At 40.0% G+C, this 20929-nt stretch carries 19 protein-coding genes and 3 pseudogenes; 14 read left to right on the top strand and 8 right to left on the bottom strand.

Annotated elements, in window-relative coordinates; genetic code table 11:
• Positions 1 to 402: 402 nt before the first annotated feature.
• From ACOB82_RS06675 to ACOB82_RS06650, 6 genes and pseudogenes are all read left to right on the top strand, one after another.
• A pseudogene (locus tag ACOB82_RS06675) lies at positions 403 to 651 on the top strand (endonuclease III); the annotation flags it as partial.
• Positions 652 to 903: 252 nt separating this feature from the next.
• A complete protein-coding gene (locus ACOB82_RS06670; protein WP_448212187.1) occupies positions 904 to 1116 on the top strand; it encodes a cold-shock protein in 213 nt (70 codons plus the stop codon).
• 382 nt (positions 1117 to 1498) lie between these two features.
• A pseudogene (locus ACOB82_RS06665) lies at positions 1499 to 1733 on the top strand (endonuclease III); the annotation flags it as partial.
• A 305-nt stretch (positions 1734 to 2038) separates the two neighbouring features.
• A complete protein-coding gene (locus tag ACOB82_RS06660; RefSeq protein ID WP_448212186.1) occupies positions 2039 to 2488 on the top strand; it encodes a hypothetical protein in 450 nt (149 codons plus the stop codon).
• 1 nt (position 2489) lies between these two features.
• The gene (locus tag ACOB82_RS06655; protein WP_448212185.1) at positions 2490 to 2780 is read left to right on the top strand and encodes a hypothetical protein; all 291 of its coding nucleotides are present in this window, start codon (positions 2490 to 2492) and stop codon (positions 2778 to 2780) included.
• A gap of 82 nt (positions 2781 to 2862) precedes the next feature.
• Positions 2863 to 3159 carry a hypothetical protein gene (locus tag ACOB82_RS06650; RefSeq protein WP_448212184.1) on the top strand — a complete coding sequence of 99 codons (297 nt, stop codon included), beginning with the start codon at positions 2863 to 2865 and terminating at the stop codon, positions 3157 to 3159.
• A 107-nt stretch (positions 3160 to 3266) separates the two neighbouring features.
• Here ACOB82_RS06650 and arsJ read toward each other — a convergent pair whose 3' ends face one another.
• From arsJ to ACOB82_RS06620, 6 genes and pseudogenes are all read right to left on the bottom strand, one after another.
• Positions 3267 to 4478: an organoarsenical effux MFS transporter ArsJ gene (gene arsJ, locus ACOB82_RS06645; RefSeq protein ID WP_448212183.1), complete on the bottom strand. Its 1212-nt coding sequence runs from the start codon at positions 4476 to 4478 to the stop codon at positions 3267 to 3269.
• Positions 4479 to 4487: 9 nt separating this feature from the next.
• On the bottom strand, positions 4488 to 5498 hold the full coding sequence (locus ACOB82_RS06640; protein WP_448212182.1) for an ArsJ-associated glyceraldehyde-3-phosphate dehydrogenase: 1011 nt from the start codon (positions 5496 to 5498) through the stop codon (positions 4488 to 4490).
• A gap of 59 nt (positions 5499 to 5557) precedes the next feature.
• A pseudogene (gene arsB / locus ACOB82_RS06635) lies at positions 5558 to 6566 on the bottom strand (ACR3 family arsenite efflux transporter).
• An 11-nt stretch (positions 6567 to 6577) separates the two neighbouring features.
• Positions 6578 to 7384, bottom strand: coding sequence for a metalloregulator ArsR/SmtB family transcription factor (locus ACOB82_RS06630; protein WP_448212181.1), 807 nt, complete (start codon positions 7382 to 7384; stop codon positions 6578 to 6580).
• Positions 7385 to 7647: 263 nt separating this feature from the next.
• Positions 7648 to 8853 carry a type III PLP-dependent enzyme gene (locus ACOB82_RS06625; protein WP_448212180.1) on the bottom strand — a complete coding sequence of 402 codons (1206 nt, stop codon included), beginning with the start codon at positions 8851 to 8853 and terminating at the stop codon, positions 7648 to 7650.
• Between the two features lie 247 nt (positions 8854 to 9100).
• Positions 9101 to 9544: a hypothetical protein gene (locus tag ACOB82_RS06620; RefSeq protein WP_448212179.1), complete on the bottom strand. Its 444-nt coding sequence runs from the start codon at positions 9542 to 9544 to the stop codon at positions 9101 to 9103.
• 222 nt (positions 9545 to 9766) lie between these two features.
• On the opposite strand from ACOB82_RS06620, the gene ACOB82_RS06615 reads away from it, so the two are divergent.
• Positions 9767 to 10183: a VOC family protein gene (locus tag ACOB82_RS06615; RefSeq protein WP_448212178.1), complete on the top strand. Its 417-nt coding sequence runs from the start codon at positions 9767 to 9769 to the stop codon at positions 10181 to 10183.
• Between the two features lie 87 nt (positions 10184 to 10270).
• On the opposite strand, the gene ACOB82_RS06610 is transcribed toward ACOB82_RS06615, so the two are convergent.
• A complete protein-coding gene (locus ACOB82_RS06610; protein ID WP_448212177.1) occupies positions 10271 to 11398 on the bottom strand; it encodes a pyridoxal-phosphate-dependent aminotransferase family protein in 1128 nt (375 codons plus the stop codon).
• A gap of 426 nt (positions 11399 to 11824) precedes the next feature.
• On the opposite strand from ACOB82_RS06610, the gene ACOB82_RS06605 reads away from it, so the two are divergent.
• Positions 11825 to 13246: a M28 family peptidase gene (locus tag ACOB82_RS06605; RefSeq protein ID WP_448212176.1), complete on the top strand. Its 1422-nt coding sequence runs from the start codon at positions 11825 to 11827 to the stop codon at positions 13244 to 13246.
• 177 nt (positions 13247 to 13423) lie between these two features.
• Here the strand turns inward: ACOB82_RS06605 and ACOB82_RS06600 are convergent, their stop codons facing one another.
• Entirely contained in the window at positions 13424 to 13891 is a 468-nt protein-coding gene (locus ACOB82_RS06600) for a GNAT family N-acetyltransferase (RefSeq protein WP_448212175.1), read from the bottom strand.
• 167 nt (positions 13892 to 14058) lie between these two features.
• On the opposite strand from ACOB82_RS06600, the gene ACOB82_RS06595 reads away from it, so the two are divergent.
• The 6 genes from ACOB82_RS06595 to ACOB82_RS06570 all read left to right on the top strand — a co-directional run bounded on the left by ACOB82_RS06595 (position 14059) and on the right by ACOB82_RS06570 (position 20926).
• Positions 14059 to 15903: a DUF885 domain-containing protein gene (locus ACOB82_RS06595; RefSeq protein WP_448212174.1), complete on the top strand. Its 1845-nt coding sequence runs from the start codon at positions 14059 to 14061 to the stop codon at positions 15901 to 15903.
• 161 nt (positions 15904 to 16064) lie between these two features.
• Positions 16065 to 16640, top strand: coding sequence for an AAA family ATPase (locus ACOB82_RS06590; protein ID WP_448212173.1), 576 nt, complete (start codon positions 16065 to 16067; stop codon positions 16638 to 16640).
• 112 nt (positions 16641 to 16752) lie between these two features.
• Positions 16753 to 18891, top strand: a complete 2139-nt coding sequence (locus ACOB82_RS06585) for a cation:dicarboxylate symporter family transporter (protein ID WP_448212172.1) — start codon at positions 16753 to 16755, stop codon at positions 18889 to 18891.
• Positions 18872 to 19261, top strand: a complete 390-nt coding sequence (gene rcsF / locus ACOB82_RS06580) for an Rcs stress response system protein RcsF (protein ID WP_448212171.1) — start codon at positions 18872 to 18874, stop codon at positions 19259 to 19261. Before ACOB82_RS06585 ends, rcsF begins: the two co-directional genes overlap by 20 nt.
• The gene (tsaA, locus tag ACOB82_RS06575; RefSeq protein ID WP_448212170.1) at positions 19261 to 19971 is read left to right on the top strand and encodes a tRNA (N6-threonylcarbamoyladenosine(37)-N6)-methyltransferase TrmO; all 711 of its coding nucleotides are present in this window, start codon (positions 19261 to 19263) and stop codon (positions 19969 to 19971) included. Before rcsF ends, tsaA begins: the two co-directional genes overlap by 1 nt.
• 85 nt (positions 19972 to 20056) lie before the next feature.
• Positions 20057 to 20926, top strand: coding sequence for a DMT family transporter (locus ACOB82_RS06570; protein WP_448212168.1), 870 nt, complete (start codon positions 20057 to 20059; stop codon positions 20924 to 20926).
• Positions 20927 to 20929: the final 3 nt, after the last annotated feature.

Raw genomic sequence — 20929 nt, 5'->3', positions numbered from 1 at the left:
ACACTGCTGCTTTCAGAGGTTGTTTTTTGAGCATACGCCTTTCCTTTCACTTTATCAATGAACAACTTACATCAAATATAAAGCCAGATTTCCTGTACTCTAGCATTGAATAATTCAATTATTAGTAGGCAATGTTAGTAGGCAATGTCGGCATTAAAATGTATTTGAGGATATCTGCTTCAGGGTCAGAATTTAATGCAAGAAGCTGGCCTTTAACGAACTATCGGACTCAGAACAAAGTTAAACTTTTTGTGATGTAACAAACAACATAATTGGCGATAATCTTAGACAACTAATGACTTGTTTGTCGGAACAATTGACGTTAGTAAAATTAATATTAACGGCCACTTATAGCTCAAACCAACCTTATAAAACTATATATATTTACACCTACTTTAATTATCATTCGGATTGGCCTACATAGCCGTTGACACTCACATCGATCGCGTTTCCAACCGCACAAAATTTGCGCCAGGAAAAAACGTAAAAGAAGTCGAAGAAAAACTACTCAAAGTTGTGCCAGCTGAATTTAAAGTTGACGTGCACCACTGGCTTATTCTGCATGGGCGATACGTTTGCACTGCGCGTAAACCCAAATGCGGCGCTTGTATTATTGAAGACTTGTGTGAGTTTAAAGACAAGACAGAGTAATTGTTTAATACGATTGTAAAAATAAATAAACAAACGCCTGTACATATAACGTTCAATAACGTACCATGGCGGCGCTTTAGAAATTTAAAGCTTTATCTACTACTGCACTTTGCGTTTCTCTTTCTTCTTTTATTAGTTTAGGTCGAACTTGTATTTTCATTTGCTCTACTGGTTAATGTTTTACTTGTATATATCTATTGCTTTTACGGTGGCTAATCCACCAAAATATTTAATTAATAAAAGGTTTCAAATATGTCTAATACTGTTCAAGGCGTAGTTAAGTGGTTTAATGAAGAAAAAGGTTTTGGTTTTTTAACACCAAGTGAAGGTGGTAAAGACGTTTTTGTTCATTTTCGTTCAATTGTTTCTGAAGGTCATAAATCGCTATTTGAAGGTCAGCAAGTTGTATTCAATGTTGAGCAAGGCCAAAAAGGCCCTCAAGCTTCAAACGTAACACCTGTTTAAATCAAATAGCATTATCAAAGGCTAGTTGTCATTAGCCTTTTTATTACTGTAATACTCTCTCCTTGAATTAATCCTCAGCTTTTTGTCTTACCGTTCACCCTCATAATTTTAAAAAGTATCAAACATGACACATATATATAATGGCAACAGCATTAATGCTCAGCCACCAATTTCGGCTATATCCGTAAATAAATTTAACGTTGTTTTTAAAGACAACCAAAAAATAAAAAATATCCGCTTTCAAAATTCGCTAGAAACAAAGAAATTTTTAAACTGGTTAGTCACAATCTAAGTTGTGACAGCCAGAGCTTTATAACAGTTAATACTGTAAGTCTGTTAATCGCACAATCGGTTACACCTACTTTCCTTACCTTTCGGCTAGCCAGCCATAGCGGTTGTTACTTATATTTTCCGCGTATCAAACCGAACAAAATATGCCATGGGTAAAAATATCGACCAAGTAGCAGAAAAGCTACTTAACGTCGTGTCTGCTGAATTTAACGTCGATGCTCACCACTGGTTTTCTAAACGGCCGTTATGCTTGCGTGGCTCGCAAACTTAAATACAGAGCCTGTATTATTGAAGATTTATATGAGCTGAAAGCTAAAACTGAGTAGCTAAAGTCTGCTGCAAGAATAGCGAACGTTGATCTCGAGGTTACTGAGAATGCTCAGTAAATTCCCAAGGTACCACCTTAAACTCCTTTAACCTCATGAAATAGTTGAATAAAAGTTGCTAGTTACAATTGGATATTACTAAGAAGTCTCAGTAATATTCTGTTCAAGATAAATTAACACTTATATTTCTTCGCTAACATATTGAATAAATTAAAATTTATGTTAGGTTTAATTAGATATTCATAGACGGACATTACTGAGACGTCTACATAGTAACTGTTAACGAGACAAACAAGGAGAGCAATGTGCCAGACATAGCTACTATCGCAGCAGCATTGAGCAGTTTGAAAACTGCTACAGACATTGCCAAGTATTTTAGAGAAAGTGACTTTTCACTTGAAAAGGCGGAAATGAAACTTAAATTTGCCGATCTTGTAAGTGCATTAGCAGAGGCTAAGCTTGAGCTAGCTGAAGTCCAAGATGTGATTATTGAAAAAGATCGGATTATCGCTGAGTTAAAAGAAGCATTTGAAGCAAAGGGTGATTTGAAGCGCCATAACGATGCATACTATGAGGTTAATTCTGAAGGTGAGCCAATTGGAATTGCTTATTGCTTGCGCTGTTGGGAGGGCGAGCATAAAAAGAGGCAGCTAGTTAGGGCTGCCAAAGAGCATACTCTAAATGTTTGCACAAATTGCGGACAGCGCTATGACGATTGGATGTCAGCTCAGATTCTACCCTCGGATGGTAAATGATATGAAACAGGAATTATGCAAAGCAATTGAAAATGTGAGCCTAATTGAGCTTCGCTACAGCGGATACTCGCGAACTGTAGAGCCCTATGCTTATGGCAGAGATAAAAAAGGCGATGAAATTTTGCGCTGCTATCAAATATCCGGCGGCAGTAAAAGCGGTGAGAGAGCGGGCTGGAAGCTATTAAAGGTTAGAGAAATTTACTCGCTACACCCAACATCATCTCCATTTGAAATAAGAAGAGAATATAAGCGTGGCGACTCCGCAATGGAATATATATTTTGTCAGCAGTGAGAGCGTTAACAAGTCAAGCAAGCGGGACGCCGTAACCGGCGCCGCTTCTTGAAGCGTTACACACATCAAGGATTTGGTTTCAATGGAAGCTCATGCAATAAAAATTAAACGTAGTACTTTCCTCATTAAATTCGCAATGGCTTTTGTGGTATTGATGCAAGCGGTCGCTTTTTATCAAACTAATATTATAAATTTGGGTTCAATTGCTATGGCAGTTGGTGTATTAGCTTTACTTCGTGGGCTGCTTTTATCTCCACTAATGTTCAATACGCCAGTTAAGGTGTGGTTTAAAAATAATGTTGGCGTTAGTACCGATAGCTATAAATATTTTGCCTTGGCATTTATATTAATTGTCGTTGGTTTAATCAGGTACGTATAACAAGCGGTTAATAGCTAGGAGTATTCATCGAGCATTGACGCTAAAATTAAGTTTCTGAATACTCCAAGGCCACCATATAGTTTCAGTCCGAGTAGTTACAACATTATTTATAACTTGTTCGTTGGCAACTTGGCAGATATAACCGCTGCAATAACAATAAAGCCAAAAGAAATAGCCAAGCACGCGGCTAAGCCATAAAGCTGAAAAACCCAACCTGATAAAACCGTACCGATAAGTCGTCCCATGGCGTTCGCCATATAGTAAAACCCGACATCCAATGAAACACCATCAGCATCTGCCATGCTCACGATCAAATAACTATGCAGTGATGAGTTAATGGCGAACAGTACGCCAAATACCATTAAGCCAGCAATGAGTAAGGTTTTAACCTGCCAGTTGAAATATAATGACAAGGCAATACCCAAGGTTACCAGTGCCAGTAAGCTCGCCCATTTCACCGTTTCAGTTGCCGGTGAAAGGTTTTGTTTAAAGTTGATTAACCTAGGAGTAATCGATTGAACAACGCCATAGCCAATAACCCATAACGCCAAAAATGCACCCACGGTCCAATGTTGCCAACCAAACGCTTGTGAAAGAAATACAGGTAATGCCACCACAAACCAGACATCGCGCGCACCAAATAAAAATAATCGAGCAGCCGATAACAGATTAATCGAACGACTCTTAGAAAATATGTCGGTAAATTTGGGTTTGTTCTTTGCCTTTCCTAAATCGTTTTTTAACGCATAAAGGCTGTAGCACCACACAAGTGATAAAACTCCCGCCATTAGCAACATAGCGCCTTTAAACGATAACAGCGTTAACAGCAGGCCGCCTAGGAAAAAACCAACGCCTTTTAGCGCATTCTTAGAGCCTGTTAGCACTGCCACCCATTTAAATAACGTGCCCTCCTGCCCCACTGCGACCAACATTTTGATAGCGCTTTTGGCGCTCATTTTATTTAAATCTTTGGCAATACCTGAAAGCGCTTGAGCAATCATGACATAAACAACGGTTAACCATTGGGCAGGAACTGCCAACATGAGTAAGGCAATAACTTGCATGGCTAAGCCTATGTTCATGGTTTTATTTAGGCCTAGACGAGCACCTAAGAAGCCGCCAACCAAATTGGTTACCACGCCAAAAATTTCATAAAACAAGAACAACATGGCAATGCTAAGTGGACTATAGCCTAACCCATGAAAATGAAGCACCACTAACATACGCAGTGCACCATCGGTTAGGGTGAACGCCCAATAGTTGCCCGTTACAACAAGGTATTGCTTAATATCGTCAGACAAAGATGCCAAGCGTTTCATAGCGTTACATTAACCCTGAATTGATAACCCAACCTTACGGGCAAGCTCGGCGGTTCTGTTAGCGTAGCCCCATTCATTGTCATACCAGGTATACAGCTTTACTTGAGTGCCATTTACCACCATGGTTGAAAGTGCGTCAATGATGCTAGAGCGCGGGTCGGTTTTGTAATCAATAGAAACAAGTGGTTTTTCTTCAAATCCTAAAATGCCTTTTAATTCGCCTTCTGCGGCTTGTTTCATCCAAGCATTAATTTCTTCAACCGTTGTTGCGCGCTCGACTTCAAATACGCAATCGGTAATTGATGCATTGGCTAGCGGTACACGCACTGCATGCCCATTTAACTTGCCTTTTAATTCAGGGAAAATATGGGTAATAGCCGTTGCTGAGCCGGTGGTGGTTGGAATAAGGCTCATGCCACAAGCACGCGCTCTGCGTAAATCTTTATGCGGAGCATCCAAAATGGTTTGAGTGTTGGTAATATCGTGAATGGTAGTCATTGAGCCATGCTTAATACCAATATTGTCCTGCAATACTTTTACCACTGGTGCTAAACAATTAGTGGTACAAGATGCGGCGGTGACTATGTTATGTGACTCAACATCATAAAGGTGGTCGTTAACGCCCATCACCACATTAAGCACACCTTGTTCTTTTACTGGCGCAGTGACCACTACTTTTTTAACGCCTTGGTCTAAGTAAGCTTGAAGTAACTCAGTCGTTTTCATTTTGCCTGAAGCTTCAATCACTAAATCACACTCAGACCAATCAGTATCGTTAATTGCTTTATTTTGAGTCACTCGAATAGCTTGGCCATTGATCACAATATTTTGGTCGTGATGTGTAACCTCATGCGCCCATATCCCGTGTACAGAGTCGTATTTTAATAAATGCGCCAGTGTTTCAGCATCACCAGCTGGATCATTTATTTGCACAAATTCAATGTTTTGCCAATCAAAAGCCGCTCTTAGCGTTAGACGTCCCATTCGTCCAAAACCGTTAATACCAATTTTAATCGCCATTTTTAAGCTCCCATTTACTGATATTCATTTATTTATTCATTAAAAAATCTTCGAATAATTTATTCGTTAAACCAATGTTTTGTTCTGTTCACTATCGCCACTAGTGACAACATAACGGGTACTTCAACAAGTACGCCAACTACGGTTGCCAATGCCGCTCCCGAATGTAAGCCAAACAGAGAAATTGCTACCGCTACTGCCAATTCAAAGAAGTTTGAGGTACCTATTAAACAGGCCGGTGCCGCGATGTTATGTTTCAGTTTGATTTTCACCGCAATAAAGTAGGCAATGATAAAAATGCCATAGGTTTGAAGAATTAACGGAATAGCGATAAGTACTATGTTTAGCGGTTGCGCAATAATAGTCTTGGCTTGAAACCCAAACAAAAGCACGACGGTCGCTAACAAGCCAATAATGGATAATGGCTTTATTTTATCTAATAAACTCGTAATTGCAGTTTCATCACGCCCTGTGCTATTTAAGATTTTTCTAGTGAATATTCCTGCAATTAACGGCAGTAATACATACAAAACAACTGATATAAATAAGGTTCCCCAAGGCACATGAATATCTGTCACGCCAAGCAGCAACCCTGCAATGGGCGCAAATGCAAATATCATGATCACGTCATTAACCGACACTTGCACTAACGTGTAATTTGCATCACCTTTTGTTAATTGTGACCAAACAAAGACCATTGCCGTACAAGGGGCTACCCCCAACAAAATCATACCAGCAATATACTCTTGTGCGGTTTGGGCTGAGACGAAATCAGCAAACAAGCCCTCAAAGAACAACCAACCTAGTGCCGCCATAGAGAATGGCTTTATCAGCCAATTAATGACTAACGTTAATACCAGCCCTTGTGGGTTTTTACCCACTTCTTTAATGGTAGAAAAGTCCACCTGCACCATCATTGGATAGATCATCACCCAAATGAAAACGGCGACAACCAACTTCAAGCCTTGCAATGGCTTCAAAAAGCGGTGGATAAACAATCCCCAATGCCACACCGACAGCTATTGATATTGCTACCCATAACGATAAATAACGTTCAAAAATTCCCATTGTTAGCTTCCTTAATTACAACAACTTGCAACACGAGTTGGTCGATCACCCATTGCATTTAAACGAGCTAACTCTTGTTCAATGAAAATAGGATCATTGACCACTGTTGAAGTTATCGTTTTTTTCATCCACTCAGGTAGTGTTGGATTAAGCGAGTAAAACACCCATTGTTGATGTTTCCGATCAGACAAAATGCCTGTTTTTCTAAGTTGTGCAAGATGACGAGAAACTTTCGGTTGGCTTTCTTCACCCAAAGCGGTCATCAACTCACAAACGCATGCTTCTTTTTCCACCGCAATGATCAACAGCGTTTTCAAGCGAATATCATCAGCAAGCGCTTTGTAAAAAGTGGTAGGCGTTATTGCGGCTGTTTTTTGCTGTGCCTTTCCTTTTTCTTCTAATTTTTCTTGGTTTAGCAAAAAGAGTTTTATCCGTTCATTTAACTCTTGCAGCGTTTTTTCATAGGGGTTGGGCTCTTTGCGTGAACTAGGCTCAAGAAAGTCCCAAGCTAGGCAATTCGTACCCTTGATTCGACTATCGCATTCTTTTGCCGCCTTATCACAAAGTGTAATAACAAAATCGAAAGAGGTATTGGCTAGTTCATCAAGATGTTTTGAACGCAAACCTTCTGTAGACAAGCCAAAATGTTCAATAGCTTTTAAGGTGCGAGGATCAACTCTGTTTGGCTCAGTACCTGCACTATATACTTGGTATTCGTCTTTGCCGTGATATTTTAACAGTGCCTCTGCCATGATAGATCTAGCCGAGCTTTCTGTGCCCAAAAAAAGAACTTTCAATGACCAACCCTCAAAACACATAATCAGAACATAACAAATTCATTATATAATAAATTTGTTATACACTAGTTACAAGCTAAACTTCAAGTTACTGCCAAACGTAAGATTAATGTTCATCAGTAGCTGATGTATATGGCTGATACACTTGCGCCGCTCGTAAACCAGCATTAAGCGCCTGTATTATTGAAGATTTGTTAGAGATTAAATAGAAGACAGGTTAAAGGGCATTTTAACATGCCCTTTTCTTTATAGCGTCAAGTTGTAGACAGTGAAATCATGTGTGCCTAAGCACTAACCATCACCTGCTCAGCGGCAACTTCGTTTAGTACTATCATTTGTGCACGTTTAAAAAAGTTAAAATCAGTTGCCGTGCAGCTGGTGTATGCGCCCATCATGGTACTAACAATTAAGTCACCATTAGTTAGTTTTGGTAATAAAATTTCTTCGCGAATCACATCAATGCTATCGCATGTTGGTCCTGCTAATACTGCTGGAAAAACTTCATTTTCAATGCTTAAGGCGCTGATTTGATAGTTTGCTTCATCAAACATTAAGCCACTAAATGAACCGTAAATACCATCATCTAAATAGTACCAAGTTTTGCCATTACGCTCAGCTTGGCCCATTACAGAAGCAATATTAGTCACCGCAGGTGCCACAATAAAACGCCCTGGTTCTGCTATAACTCGAACAGTATCTGGCAATAATGCTAGCGCTTGACGAATTGGCGCGCAAAAATCACTAATATCAAGGACATCGTCGGTATATTTCACCGGAAAACCACCACCAATATCTAGCGTACTTAACGCTGGTAAACCGGCATCAACCACTTGCAACATAATATGGTGGCATTTAGTGATTGCATCAGCATATTTAATACCGTTTTTAGTTTGTGAACCTACATGGAATGACAAGCCTTTTACACGAATTCCTAAACTATAGGCGTGCTTAATCAGCACTAATGCATGCTCAGGCAAACAACCAAACTTTTTCGATAAATCAGCTAGCACTTCAGGGTTAGGAAAACTTACACGAACCAGTAATTCCACTTGCTCTTGGTATTTAGCAAATTTGTCGATTTCATTAATATTATCAACAACAAAAACATTGCAACCATATGCCACCGCATGAGCAATATCGCTATCACGCTTGATCGGGTGAGTTTGAATGGTACGTCCGCTAGGTACGCCAACTGACGCCACTAAATCGACTTCGCCATTAGTGGCTAAATCAAAATAAGCGCCTTCTGCCAATAACGTGCTAACTACTGCCGGATGTGGCAATGGCTTTAATGCGTAATGAAGATCAACACTAGGTAGTGCTTGCTGCAGCGCGCGATATTGCGCTCGAATCAGATCACAATCTAACACCATTAACGGCGAGCCAAATTGTGCAACAAGTGCTTCAGCTTGCTGTTTATCAAGCTGTAAGCCTAAAGATGAATCAGCAACATCAGTGTGCACTGGTGCTAACATAGAGTGTAAAGACATAGCTATTCTCCGAGCATTGTCAATAAAGCTAAACTAAAAAACTCAGCTAACACCTTAATGATCAAGTAGCAGAGTTCGAGCGATTTAAACATAACTAAACATTCAAGTTCACTCTTGGATAGTTGCTCTATCGCCTTGCTGCAATCTGGTTGCAATGTACTCGGATTGGCTATCTACAAGAAGCTGGCGAATAATATCTCAAATTTTCGCCAATGCAATATTTTTTATTAAAATTTCAATGGTTAAATTAATTTTTTAATTGCGACCGGCACCAGTGGATTGCGCCTTCAATGGTATTAAAATCTTGATAAGGAATTTTTGCATGGTTATAGACGCTTTTGTATTTAGGCTTCATTAACGAACTACCTTCTACCCCTTCTTGAAAAACAAAAGCCGTGGGTTGTGCCAAGCCATGTTCATATAATTCTTTAAGGTAACTTTCAAGCTCCGCTAAGGCATCTTCGAGCATCATGCATGAATCATGAAATATAATGACTTCACACCACTTTCCAAAATTTTGCTTAAAGGAGGCTAAAGCGCCTTGTTCGACTTCTTCAAGAGCCTTCATTAATTCTCGATTAAATGGCCCTAGTGCATCGTATTGAATTATCCCTTCTTCAAAAATAGTCAGTTCAATTCTGCCATGAGGTCGAAATTTTCGAGGTGATGTGTTATCGGTACTAAATTTCATTTCGTACTCTATTGAAGATAATTAGTTAATTATAGCTTGTACAATTATAGGCAACGCTAACGACAAACATTAAATACAAGTTGCTTTTATAAATTCATATTTCCAATAGTGGGTTTTCAAGTGATTTACTACAAGAATTGGTAAGGTTTAAGGCTAATTAACAATAAGGTATGTTAACATTAGTCAATATTATTGACATGAAATCTTGATATAGGATCAAAAATGAAATTACTCCACACTATGGTTCGCATTCTTGATGTGGACGCTTCGCTGCACTTTTATTGTGACTTATTGGGGTTAAAAGAAGTGCGTCGCCATGAAGTGCCTGAAGGCAAATTTACCTTAATCTTTTTAGCGGCCGAAGCAGGTGGCCATGAAATTGAATTAACCCATAACTGGGGAGAAACCGAAAACTACTCGCAAGGAAGAAACTTTGGTCATATCGCGCTACGCGTTGATAATATTTATGACACTTGCCAAAAGTTAATGGATGCTGGCGTTACCATTAATCGTCCACCGCGTTGCGGCCATATGGCATTTGTTCGCTCGCCTGATGGTATTTCAATTGAGTTATTACAAGATGGTCACCTGCCGCCACAAGAGCCATGGCTAAGTATGGAAAATACCGGTAGCTGGTAATCTAGCAACGCTCGATTAAAGGTAAACATTAAAAAAGGAAGCTAATGCTTCCTTTTTTATTTCCCGCCTAAGCAAGATGCGAAAGTTTTAACGAAACTTAGTAATCGCATCTTCAAGCGCGGTTAGACATAGGGCAACATTTTCTTTACGTGCAGCAAACCCCATTAAACCAATGCGCCACGCATTGCCGGCAAACTCGCCTAAACCTGCACCAATTTCAAGGTTATACTCATTTAATAAATAACTACGCACCGCAGCATCATCTAAATTAAATGGAATTTTAATGGTATTAAGCTGAGCTAAGCGCTCGGCTTCTGGCACAATAAATTCAATGTCTAATTCTGTTAAACCTTTGGCTAAAAGCTGATGCATATCTGCATGGCGTTGCCAGCTATTTTCCAAACCTTCTTCTTTGAGCATTAACAAAGATTCATGCATCGCATAAAGTGAGTTTACTGGTGCGGTGTGATGATAAGCTCGCTTGCCTTCACCCGACCAATAACCCATTACTAACGATTGATCTAAAAACCAGCTTTGCACAGGTACATTACGCGCCTTTAATTTATCAATCGCTTGTTCGCTAAAGCTAACCGGTGAGATACCCGGCACACACGATAAACATTTTTGGCTACCAGAATAAATGGCATCTATGCCCCACTCGTCCACTTTTAATTCAGAACCACCTAATGAGGTAACCGCATCAACAATGGTTAAACAGCTATGCTTACGAGCAATTTCACACAAGGTTTTGGCATCAGAGCGCGCACCAGTAGATGTTTCAGCATGAACAAAAGCAACAATTGTCGCTTGAGGGTTGGCCTTGAGCGTATCTTCTAACTGCTGTGGGTCAACAGCTCTGCCCCAAGGGCTATCCACAACCACTAACTTGGCACCAATACGCTGAACATTTTCAATCATACGCGCACCAAAAACACCATTACGGCAAACCACTACCGTATCTTCTGGTGTCACTAAATTCACAAAACACGCTTCCATCCCTGCTGAACCCGGCGCTGATAATGCGATGGTATAAGGGTTTTTCGTTTGAAATGCGTATTGCAATAAGGTTTTTACCTCATCCATCATGCCGACAAATGCTGGATCTAAATGGCCGATAGTAGGACGTGCTAATGCCGATAATACCCGGGCACTGACATCTGATGGGCCAGGTCCCATTAACGTGCGTTGCGGCGGATTAAATGAAGTAATAGTCATAATAATTCTCTTCAAAATATAAATGGGCTGATAGTACGAGTAGCTGTACGGTTAAAACTACAGTTTAAAGTACGGTTGAGCGCTTTTTATCAATTATGGTGCCTAAACAGTGCATGTTTAACACTAGTCAGCTGGTCAGTTCAAGCTACTTTAACATGCGATTTAGCCATCACCTAAATCAATCAAGGTAATATGAAACATTCACCACATTAATTTACAAAATTTCTTCAAAATAACGTTACTGATGTCATTAAATCGCTTGAGGCATGTGCCTAAAATAGCGACAATGCTTGAGCAACTTCGCCAGAAACACACCAGAAATAAAATAATAAAGCCGCCAATTTAAAACTAAATACTAAAACAAGCACACAGCAATGCGTAGAACTAAGCATTGAAATAAAAGCGGCTAACAACAAGGTTTAAACAATGTCACGAACAAACACTCGCTTTACTAATAGCACGCTAGCTACCTTACTTAAATCCGTTTTGCTTGCGCCAGTTTTACTTGCATCTGTTTTCACAGGCGCGACATCAATAAGCTTAACGGCAAATGCTGCCAATATTGATCTTGAAAGCGTGAAACAAGATATTGAAATGTTAGCCAGTGACGAGCTTAAAGGTCGTCGCGTATTTACCGAGGAAATTGACCAAGCAGCAAATTATATTGCCGAGCGTTTTAAATCTTCTGGATTAGCGCCGTTTAATGGCAGTTATTTGCAAGGCTTTAACATAGCAACCATCACTAATACCCAACTTGAAGTGACCATTAACAATCTTACAATTAATCAAGAACTAGTCACTATCGCCAGCAGCAATACCAGTATTAACTGGCAGCACAGCGGCGATGTTGCAGGTAGCACAGTTAAAGTGACTATCATTGGTGAACACGATAATTTAAGAAAAGCATTAGCTGATATTAATATGCAAGGAGGTGAACATTTAGCACTAGTTCACCCTAAGCATCAAGCGCTGTTTAAACGCTATAAAGCGTATTTTGATCAAGGCCTGACTAAACTTAACACTCAGGATGCCGGCACTCTGATCTTGGCATTGTCGGAAATAGATAAGATTGAACAGTTTTCCGTTATTGCACAATCAAAGATTACAGAAAAACAATTAACTAACGTGGTAGGCGTGCTACCTGGTAAAACTCGCAGCCAAGAAATCGTGCTGTTTTCTGCACACTATGATCATTTAGGCACTAAATTAACCGCTGAACATTCTGACCAAGAAAATACGGGTCATCAGGCAAGTGATACCATCTATAACGGTGCTGATGATAATGCCTCTGGTGTTACCGGCATTCTCAACTTAGCCCAATATTATGCAAAGCAAGCAAACAATGAGCGCAGCCTATTATTTGTTGCATTTACCGCCGAAGAAATTGGTGGTTTTGGCTCAAAATATTTTTCCCAGCAGCTTGCTGCCAGCGATGTGATAGCCATGATTAATCTAGAAATGATTGGTAAAGAATCAAAATTCGGTCAAGGAAAACTTTGGATGACAGGAATGGAACGTTCAGATTTAGGGACAATTATGAATAGTGCCTTAGCCGAAAAGTCGTTAGTGATAGAAGCTGATCCTTATCCAGAGCAGCAACTGTTTTACCGCTCAGATAACGCCACGCTAGCGCGCCTTGGCGTACCGGCTCACAGTTTTAGCTCTGTACAGTTATCACAAGACAAGCATTACCATGCCGTATCTGATCAAGTAGATACCATTCAATTATCGTCATTGAAAACGGTATTAGAAACCATTGCCGAAGCTGCTAAGCCAATTATTAGCGGCCAAGCAACCCCGTCACGTATCGATACCAGCCAAGTATCTGCTGACGGTAAAATTTATTAATGATTTTAGCGCCAAACAAAATATTCAACCATGAACTATCGCCGCCAAATATTGCCTTTTTTGGCGCTGGCTGTATTGGCACTTATCTGTGCAACTTGCTGAACAAAAACAGCAAGGCAGCCTCGGTTTATCGGCAAAACAGTTAATTAAATTAAAAAGCAGTTAAACTAAAAAGCGTTAACAAGCCGTTAAATCAGTGCAACGCATAAAGTGCTGTAATTCATCGGTCGCTTCAATAACAAAACCTTGGCGCAAATAAAGCTGTTGCGCAGGGTTATTCGTTAACACATTTAGGGTTAACGAAGTCTGCTTTTCTCGGGCTTTTTTCTTGCAAATATTAAGCACATGACCGCCCAGCCCTTTCCCTTGATATTGCGGAAGAATTTGGAATTGACGAATATGCAACGCACTGTTTTCAATACCTAATTTAATGACACCTACGCTTTTTTCATTGAGTAAAATCAGATACGACTCATTAAAAAACTCTAATACTCTATTAGTATGCTGCACGTCGGTTAATACAAGCCCTGCTTGTTTTAAGTAATCATCCATCGTGATTTTGCGCAAATAGGTTAAAAAACCGACATCACTATAACTGGCTTTTTTAAAGGTAATTTTTATAGAGTTATCACGAGCTTGATTCAAAACAACACAGACACTTAGGAGTTTGGCGTCAAATATCGCGTATTTTCATCAACGAAACAAGACCGCAACAACCATTTATCTTATCCATGAGGCTTTTTATCGACACACCATTGAATGGCGCTACATTACAAGGCACACTCTTTAGGTTTAATTTTGAGGGAAGCACTATGATATATAAAAAATCTTTATTGGCTTTAGCTATGACCAGCGCACTTTTAGCTGGCTGTGGTAAAGAGCCTGCAACAACGACATCAACAGACACGCAAGCGCCAGTAAAACAAGAAATGACTCAACAAACTGAGTCTGAAAAAGCAAACGCGCTATTTGATCAAATTTTCGACGAGGGTGTTGACCGTAGCCCGATGATGCAAACTTACCTTGGCATCAAAAAAGACTACGATAAGTGGAATGATATTTCAGAAGAAAACAACCTTAAAGAGCTTGAAATAACTAAAGCAGACTTAAAACGTATTCAAGCATTAGATGTTGACAAGTTAGATGCTCAAACTAAAGTGAGCTATGCACTGTTAGAGCAAAAGTTAAAACAAGAAATCGAAGATTTCAAATGGCGCCATCATAACTATCCTGTCAACCAAATGTTTGGTTTACACTCACAAGTGCCAGCATTTTTAATTAACCAACACAGCATTGCCGATGAAAAAGAAGCACAAGACTATATTGCCCGTGTTAATGGTACTAATACCTTAATTAATCAATTAATTGACAATTTAAAAGTGCGTGAAGAAAAAGGCATTATTGCCCCTAAATTCGTGTTCACACACGTACTTCGCGATTCAAATAACATCATTTCTGGTGCGCCATTTAGCGACGGTGAAGATAGCCCTATTCTTGCTGACTTCCGCAAAAAAGTGAACAAGCTTGAATTAGATGATGCTAAAAAAGCATCGTTAATTGCTGATGTTGAAAAAGCATTAGTTGAACAATTACAGCCAGCATACCAAGACTTGATCACTTACCTTACGGCATTAGAAACCAAAGCTGATACTCGCGATGGTGCATGGAAGTTCCCTGAAGGTGAAGCGTTCTTTAACAACGCCCTTAACCGCACAACCACCACCGACTTAACTGCCGAGCAAATTCACGAAATAGGTTTTAGTGAAGTTGCACGTATTCATGACGAAATGCGTGAAATTATGAAAAAAGTGGGCTTTGAAGGTGACTTAGCCGCATTTTTCGAGTTTATGCGTCACGACAAACAGTTCTATTACCCTGGCACTGAAGAAGGTAAAGCGCGTTACTTAAAAGAAGCTACTGCACTAATCGATACCATGAAGGGCCGCTTAGACGAGTTATTCTTAACCAAGCCTAAAGCGGATATGATTGTTAAAGCAGTAGAAGCTTTCCGTGAAAAATCAGCAGGTAAAGCCTTCTACCAACAGCCTTCAATGGACGGTTCACGCCCAGGTATTTATTACGCGAACCTTTACGATATGGAAGCAATGCCGACTTATCAAATGGAAGCATTGGCTTACCATGAAGGTATTCCAGGTCACCATATGCAAATTGCTCTTAAGCAAGAGCTAGAAGGCATTCCTAAATTCCGTAAATTTGGTCGCTACACCGCATACACAGAAGGTTGGGGATTATATTCAGAGCTTATTCCAAAAGAAATTGGTTTTTATCAAGACCCATACTCAGACTTTGGCCGTTTAGCAATGGAGTTATGGCGCGCTTGTCGTTTAGTGGTTGATACTGGTATTCACGCTAAGAAATGGACGCGTGAACAAGGTATTGACTTCTACGTAACAAATACACCAAATGCCAAATCTGATGCAGTAAAAATGGTTGAACGTCATATCGTTATGCCATCACAAGCCACTGCATACAAAATTGGTATGTTAAAAATTGTTGAACTACGTGAACGGGCCAAAGAGAAATTAGGTGATAAGTTTGATATTCGTCAGTTCCATGACGTGGTATTAAGCCAAGGTCCTGTGCCATTAAATGTGTTAGAAACTATGGTTAACGACTATATTTCAAAAAATAGTTAATATAAAATAAGCGTATTGTAACTAATACCTAATTTATGCAAGGCCTCATTATGAGGCCTTTTTTATATACGGCTTTTTATTATTCCCCTGATATTCACACCACGACCTAAGTCAGTTACAATTAACATATTCGTTTCAACTATTTAACTTTTGTTCTCCTTATGAAAAAACGAATTGTCTTAACGGGCGGCCCTGGTGGCGGAAAAACCACCGCACTTGATTTAATTCGACGTGAATTCGCAGGCAAACTGGCGATAGTGCCGGAGTCTGCCACCATGATCTTCAGCGGCGGTATTGAGCGAGCGACTAACGATAGCATTTTAAAAGCTCAACAATGCGCGATTTTCCATCTACAAAAACATTTAGAAGATATTCAACGAGCTACCTACCCCGATTGCGTTATTTTATGTGATCGTGGCACGCTTGATGGGTTAGCCTACTGGCCCGGCTCTGAACAAGATTTTTTTACTCAGATGAACACCACTCTTGAAGCAGAGTTTGCCCAATATGACGCGGTTATTTTTCTTGAAACAGCGGCAAAATCTGGAGAAAGTATTCGCAGTAATAACCCAATTCGTAACGAATCAGAGCAAGCAGCCATTGATCTAGACGATAAATTACAAGCGGTATGGTCAAAACATTCTAACTTTAATTTAGTCGCAAGTTCTGAGTCATTTATCGATAAAGTAATGTTCGGTATTGCTACGGTTAAAAATGTAATAGCCCAATATAAATGACACACAAGTAACACACAAATGACATACAGTATAAGTAATAGTTAGACTAAAAATCGAATAAAGTCATCGGCATAATTAAACGGCTATCAAGCCTAAACCAAGGAATATTAATTTGTTTAAGCAAATTCCACTCTCAGCAAAAATCATTTTCGGCATGATTTTCGGCCTAATTTTAGGCGCCAATTTTTCACTATTTCCGGGCATTACCAGCTTATCCTCAGCTTTTGTCTTGCTATTGCAGATGACAGCGCTACCTTACATTGCCTTATCATTGATGGTTGGTATTGGCAGCTTAACGCCAAACAAAGCAAAGTCTGCGGTAAAAGCCAGTATCACGATATTACTTTTGTTAACTGTTATCAGCATACTGTTTATCCTACTGACCACAATTGCTTTCCCTGATTGGAAAAACGCTTCATTTTATAGCGCTGCTACGGTGAAAACCGAAGCGGAATTTGACTTGGTATCATTGTTTATTCCAGCGAACCCATTTAATGCTTTTGCCAACGCCATCATTCCATCTGTGGTGTTATTCAGTATCTTTTTCGGCGTTGGTTTAATCAATATCAAAGGTAAGCGACATACTTTAGCGGTATTAACCAGCTTACAAAATGCCTTAGGTAATATCAGTGGCATAGTCATGCGTTTTGCGCCAGTCGGGGTGTTCTGTATTGGTTATAAAGCCGCAGCAACCATAGACCCTAGCTTAATAGAGGGCTTAGTGGTTTATATTTTTAGTGCCAGTATTTTAGTTATTTTACTGGCGTTTGTGGTGTTTCCTATATTAGTAGCAACACTAACGCCGTTTAGGTACCGCCAAGTGCTCAAAGCTTGTCGTTCCGCCATGATTACGGCCTTTGCCACAGGTAGCTTTTTTGCCGTGTTACCTGTGATTATTGAAAAGCTAAAAGTTAGCTTTGCGGAGCTCCCGAAGCAATCGAATGATAATGAAAAACTAGCCGATATTTTGGTGCCAATCTCATACAGTCTCCCTGCTGGTGGTAAGCTACTGGCCTTACTTTTTGCCTTGTTTGGCGCATGGTTCTCCGGCGCTTATATCGGCCCACAAGAATATGCCAAGCTGATCTTTATCGGTATTCCACAGCTATTTGGCTCAACAGTTGTTGCTATGCCAACACTGCTTGATTTATTTAATGTATCAAGCAGCATGTTTGAGTTGTATTTAGTTGCTGATAACCTAATTGCCAGCCGTATAGGTGCCCTGCTATCTGTTAGCTTTACGGTGTGTTTTGTTATGCTAATTGCCAGTGTTCTTGGCAAAACTTTACGCTTAAAAATGCCGTATATTATTCGTAATTTGTTGGTATTACCGTTTGTTTCTATTTCACTGTTTATGTTGCTGCAATTTGGCTTAACCAAGCTTGATATGCAATACCAAGGCTACGATAAATTTATTGAACGCCAGCGCTTATTCGATTCAGTTGCAACCAAACATCTATCGGCTCCAGAACCGCAAAACGCCGAGTTATTCCCTGAAATGGGCGTTTTACAACGTATTAAACGTCGCGGCTTTATTCGCGTAGGTTACTTTATTGATGATCTACCTTATGCCTTCCACAATAAGCAAGGTGAGTTAGTTGGCTTTGATATTGAAATTATCAATATGCTAGCGGCAGATTTGGTAATTGGCATTGAATACGTGCGAATTCGCCATAGCCAAGCCGAAGATATGCTGCGCTCAGGTTATCTTGATATGACGACAGGTTTCCCATTAATTCCAGAAAATATCAAAAAATATACCATGACTGCACCTTATACTGAGCAGCCGTTAGCATTCTTAGTGAAAAACGAGCGACGCGACGAATTTACCAAGTGGCAAGAAATTACCAAACAATCAAATTTAATTATTGGTATCCCCGAAACCTATCACTATGAAGATGATGTTAAAAGACGATTCTCCAATATAACAGCATGGGAAATTTCAACGCCACGCTTATTCTTTAAAGATCAGTATCAACATATTGATGCCATGTTAATTGGCGCGGCAGCAGCTTCTGGCTGGTCGCTTATCAACCCCTATTACAGTGTTGTTGTACCTAAGCCTAAACAAAACGATTTATTCATGTCATTTGCCATCAATCATAACGATCATAAATTTGAACGCTTTATGCGGAACTGGATCAAAATGAAGGAACAAAGTGGCAGAATTGACCAGCTATTTAATTACTGGATCAAAGGCAAGCAACCTAATTTTCTAAGAAGTGAAGTTAATGATCAAATCCCACATTAGTCGATTAATCGCAGTTACCACCAGCTTACTAGCTGTCAGTTGTGCACCTATTTCCACGGTTGAAACCAACTTAGACCGCAAAAATTTTGAACATTATTTTTCACCGGGGCAAGTTACTATTTATAAACAAGAAAGTGAATTTGATGGTAAATACAAAATGCTTGGCATGGTTGAAGGTGAAAGCTGTCAGGTTAAGCCGCACCATGCAGCGCCCGATGTTATTGATGCCCGAACTGATGCACGCCGAGCAGCTTATCAGCTAGGCGCCAATGCCATTGTTTTTTCAGGTTGTACTCAAGTGCAAACCAAAGAATGTCATGCGGTGGCGATTTGTTATGGCAAAGCATATCAAGTTGAACAAGCACAATAATGGCAATTAACGCGAGTTATTCCATCACCCCAATTGGCACCGTAAGCTCACCTTATAAAGAAAAGTTTGCCATTCCACGACAGCCGGGGTTAGTTACTGCCGCTAAAGGCTTTATCACGCTAGATAATCAACTTGATGGCGCAGCTATGGTTAGCGGGTTGGAAAAATTCAGCCATATTTGGGTATTATTTATTTTTCACCAAACCCTTGAACAAGGCTGGAAGCCAAAAGTACGGCCACCACGTTTAGGCGGCAATCAAAAACTTGGCGTACTGGCAACTCGTTCAACGTTTCGGCCAAATGGTATTGGTATGTCGGTGGTTAAGCTTGATGGCATTGAACATAATGCCGGTAATGTTCATTTGCATATTTCAGGGTTAGACTTACTTGATCAAACCCCTGTTGTTGATATCAAGCCATATATTCAATATTCAGATGCTCTGCCCGATGCTGAAAGTGGTTATGCCAACGAGGCCCCTTTAACGCAAATTGACGTTCATTTTTGCCAACAGGCAATGCAGCAACTTAACGCATACCCAAGGCATTTAGCGCAATTAATTACTCAAGTATTAAAACAAGATCCTAGACCTGCCTACAAACAAGGAAAGCCAGATACAAAACAGTACGGTATGCACTTAGATAATGTTAATATCCTTTGGCATTTTACTTCGCTAACTAGGATAGAGGTTGTTGAAATATCACCTCGATAAAACCAGCGGCGTTAACCAACCCCTAGCTAATCTCTTGATTAGTAAATAGTTAATACAAAACTCATCAACGGAACTGCCAAAAAAGATGCCGACAAAATCATTATTCGAGCTTGTATTCTTAGCTTCTCTTTGGGGAGCTTCATTTTTATTTATGCGTATTGGTAGCCCAGAGCTAGGACCAATATTATTAATGGCACTTCGTACCTTAACCGCCAGCGTATTTTTAGCACCAATAATGATTTTGAAAAAACAGCACCACCAGTTTAGTGGTCGCTGGCGACAAATATTTATTATGGGGCTGTTTAATACCGCTATCCCGTTTTCATTATTTGGCTATGCCGTGCTGTCGTTGTCAGCGGGCGTTTCGTCGGTACTCAATGGCACAACGCCGATTTTTGGCGCAATTGTCGCGTATTTTTGGTTAAAAGATAAAATTTCAATTTACGGTGTTAGTGGCTTATTACTGGGTTTTATTGGGGTATTTGTTTTAGTTTCAGGAAAAGCCGAAATCAGCGGCGAAATGTTAATTCTGCCTGTTGTGGCAATACTTTGTGCAACGCTGTGTTACGCCATAGCGGCCAATTATACCAAGCTTTATTTGCATGACTTAAAACCGCTAGTATTAGCTGCCGGTAGCCAAATCAGTTCAGCAATATTACTTGTGCCGTTAAGCTTATGCTTTTTGCCGGAACAATTTCCGTCAACGAAAGCGATTTATGCCGTACTTACCTTAGGGGTACTATGTACAGGGATTGCCTATATTTTATTTTTCAAACTGATCACCGAAGTGGGCCCAACCAAAGCAATTTCAGTCACCTATTTAATTCCGGTATTTGGGCTATTTTGGGGTTACTTGTTTTTAGACGAAGTAGTTAATACCACCATTATTGCCGGCAGTTTTTTGATCATGATGGGTATCGGTTTAACGACGGGCTTATTTACCCGCGGTCGGTAATTG

This window comes from Colwellia sp. MEBiC06753, from assembly GCF_053470325.1.
Note: the sequence above shows the minus strand (reverse complement) of the source record. Positions and strands in the feature narration are given on the sequence as shown.